The following is a 3,425-nucleotide window of genomic DNA, read 5'->3' as shown; positions in this document are numbered from 1 at the left end:
CTGGGGTGCATCAGTAAGAGGATAAAGCAGTAAATCTGGGCAGAATCAGTTTTTATGACGCGAGATGCACTTGTAGTTGGTATTAACCAGTATCCTTTTTTGAGGGAGAATCCGGCAAGTAGAGTCAAGCACCTGACAACTCCTGCTGCTGATGCGGAGGCGATCGCGCAACTGCTAGAAACCTATGGCAACTTCCGAGTGCAGCGGTTACCTGTCAGCAATATACATGGGAAATTGCAAGTCGATCCAAACAAGACAGTTCAGCTGGAAGAGTTAGAAGCTGCGATAGCTAACTTGTTCCACCCAGATAGCGACAGAACGCCAGAAACAGCGCTGCTCTTTTTTGCTGGGCATGGACTGCGAAAATCTATAGGAAGCCTAACGCAAGGCTTTTTAGCAACCAGTGATGCCAGCCCTAGCAAAAATTTATGGGGTATGTCGCTGCGAGATTTACAAGAAATCTTGCAAAAAAGTTCAGTGCAGCAGCAAATTATTTGGCTAGATTGTTGCTTTAGCGGAGAGTTGTTGAACTTCAGGGAAACCAATCTGGGGGGAGGGGGTTCAGGGTGCGATCGCTTTTTTATTGCCGCATCCCGTGATTATGAAGTTGCCTATAAACAGTTAGATGGTGAACATGGAGTGCTGACAGGGGCACTTCTAAAGGGACTCGACCCCCATCAAGTCCCAGAGTACGAGTGGATAACTAACCAAATGTTGGCAGTCTCAGTTGAGCGGGAGCTAAAAGAGTACTACGCCCAGGTAAAAATCCCCCAATTTCCAATAAGTAGCAACCACGGTGAACCCATCAGACTAATCCAAGGAAGAGGTAGACGCCCGTTAGAATCAAAAGATGAGAAAGTTGCAAATAACTTTATTAGATCGAGGGTGAAATTAGCTCCCGAAACTATCAATGAATTAGTATATCTGCTCAGACCGTTTGTGGAAGATGAGGAAAACCGTCGCGCTTTGTTAGTCCTAGCACTGACCAACGATCTACCTGTACTGCAACGCATAATTTGGAGCGCTACTGTTGCAACTTTCATTCCACAGATGGTCGGCAAACTAATGGACTACGGCGAAGTTGCAACTGATAGACAAGCGCTTTGGGCATTGTTGGAAAACCATGCACCTGTACTGCAACGCATAACTTGGAGCGCTACTGTTGCAACTTTCATCCCACAGATGGTCAGCAAACTGATAGACTACGGCGAAATTGCACCTGGTAGACAAGCGCTTTGGGCATTGTTGGAATATGTGCGATCGCAAGTAGACACAGACTTACAGCAACGCATTGACAAACTGCATTCTGTTATTGATTTCCCTACCTTCACTGACCAACTTCTGAATAGAGCAGCGGGAGAAATGTTTCTCAAAGAAATTCTTCCGCAGATGACAGCGAACATTCCTTATCAAAGCAAAAAAAATATAATTATAGCAATGGCAGACATAGACGAATTGACTATAATAAATAAACTTTATGGTAGAGAGGTGGGTAATGAAGTTCTTGCATCTGTCGCGAATATTCTTAGAGAAGGATGTAGTATTGAATGCAAGACTGGGCGTTGTGGTGATGATACATTTTATATTTTTTTGCCTGGGATCCAACTTAGCGAAGCAATAGATATTTGCAATAAAATTCGCTGTCGAATTGCCGACCATAGGTGGTCATCGCTTGCACCATAACTTAGAGTTACTTGTACTTTTGGTGTTGCAAAACAGTGGGACAATGAACCCATCAAACAAACTGTTGTGAGAGCAGCTTTGGGGTTCACGGAAGCCAAAAAATCTAGTAAAAACAGAGTTGAACAAGGCCCCAAGTACCTTCCTAATCATCTAAAAAATGATGATGATGGTCGATTCGATCTAAGAGATTACTTCTCATAGGATTAGTATTACTTCATAGTGCTTGCACAGTAGAAAGGTTGGATTGACGGTTTCCCGAAATCCCTGCTAAAGTTTAGCATTGCCTTTGGAAGTTCAAGGATGAGCCATCAAATGCGATCGCTCGCCCTAACTAACTGTTTCAATTATAATAAATATAAAGACGCTCCGTAGCTTTAACACTGCCCATCAGTCTATGCCAGCCAAGGATATTTTTCACGATACCGTCCGATTAGCTCTAGAAAAAGATGGATGGTTTATCACTGACGATCCTTTATACATTAAAGTTGGTGGAACTGAGATGTATATAGACTTAACGGCAGAAAAACTCATAGCTGCTCAGAAAGCCGATCGCAAGATAGCCGTAGAAATTAAAAGTTTTTTAAGAGAATCAGAAATGACTGAGTTTCATTTATCACTGGGTCAATTTCTAAATAATCGATTAGCTATGAAACAAAAATTACCGGAGCTAATTTTATATCTTGCTATCCCTACAGATACTTATGATACGCTGTTTCAGCGCCAATTTATTCAGGATGCTGTAGAAGAATATAAGCTTAAATTGCTCGTGTTTGATGCTAGTAAACAGGAGATTGTTTTATGGAAAGATTAAATTACCCCGAACTGGTGGAAAAAATCATCAAGGCGCACTTTGCCAACCTTAAAGATGACGACACTGAAGTGCAGTTAATTCTCGATCGCGAACGCAATCATTACTTATTAATGCTCGTGGGTTGGCACGACCAACGACGAGAATATGGCAGCCTAATTCACATCGATATCAAGGATGAAAAAATTTGGATTCAGAGTGATGGAACAGAAGTGGGAGTAGCCAATGAATTAGTTGAGGCTGGAGTCCCCCAGAAGAATATAGTTTTAGGTTTTAAGTCTCCCTTCAAGCGGCAATTTACCGAATATGCTGTTTGCTAACTGCAATTAACGCACCGAAACGCCTGCTAAAATTTAACATTGCGTTTGGCAGTCCAAGGATGAGCGATTAAATGCGATCGCTCCATCCCCCAATCGCACCAAACCAACTACTTTACGCAGATTTTACCACAATCTCTGCAATCAGGGGTTGATATTGACAACTTGAGAAGGGACGAAAATTATCGCTCGCACCGACACTCATTTTACATAACAGGCGAAACTGAAACGGAGTTGAAGGTTTATTGACGCGCTCTACCCGCACTTCTAAGTTAACATTGTGGCAAAGTAACTCAAAAATTTCTGCCAGCAAATATCGCGGAAAGTAGCCGACAATGCAGCGATCGCCAGTGTTGGAAATGAGAGCGCGATCGTCGTAGTAATTTTGCACTTCCCGATCGATCTCTAACGTTTCCCCCGCCTCCAACCGCTCGATCTGAGCGATCGCACTGCTGGGTAAATGTCGTAGATACTGTGAGAAAAAGTAAAGATTGTACCGTCCTTCTTCGTCAACTTCCGGAGCGGGAAAAACGGCAAACGTATCTGTGACTCGTTCCCCACCACTGCGGGCTAAAATTGCCATTGGGCTAGGGTCATCGTTGAGAAGATCGAGCTGT

4 protein-coding genes are annotated in these 3,425 nt (G+C 43.2%); 3 read left to right on the top strand and 1 reads right to left on the bottom strand.

What is annotated here, in order from left to right:
- Window positions 1-54 precede the first annotated feature (54 nt).
- From ACE1CM_RS12580 to ACE1CM_RS12570, 3 genes are all read left to right on the top strand, one after another.
- Complete coding sequence (locus tag ACE1CM_RS12580) at window positions 55-1,683, top strand: diguanylate cyclase domain-containing protein (protein WP_374877825.1); 1,629 nt, start codon at window positions 55-57, stop codon at window positions 1,681-1,683.
- 394 nt (window positions 1,684-2,077) lie between these two features.
- A complete protein-coding gene (locus tag ACE1CM_RS12575) occupies window positions 2,078-2,494 on the top strand; it encodes a XisH family protein (RefSeq protein ID WP_374877823.1) in 417 nt (138 codons plus the stop codon).
- On the top strand, window positions 2,482-2,811 hold the full coding sequence (locus ACE1CM_RS12570; protein ID WP_374877821.1) for a XisI protein: 330 nt from the start codon (window positions 2,482-2,484) through the stop codon (window positions 2,809-2,811). Before ACE1CM_RS12575 ends, ACE1CM_RS12570 begins: the two co-directional genes overlap by 13 nt.
- 112 nt (window positions 2,812-2,923) lie before the next feature.
- On the opposite strand, the gene ACE1CM_RS12565 is transcribed toward ACE1CM_RS12570, so the two are convergent.
- On the bottom strand, window positions 2,924-3,425 hold a 502-nt coding region (locus tag ACE1CM_RS12565; protein WP_374877819.1), incomplete at its 5' end, for an HIRAN domain-containing protein.

It is taken from the genome of Microseira sp. BLCC-F43, assembly GCF_041929235.1.
Taxonomy (GTDB): Bacteria; Cyanobacteriota; Cyanobacteriia; order Cyanobacteriales; family Aerosakkonemataceae; genus Microseira.
Note: the sequence above shows the minus strand (reverse complement) of the source record. Positions and strands in the feature narration are given on the sequence as shown.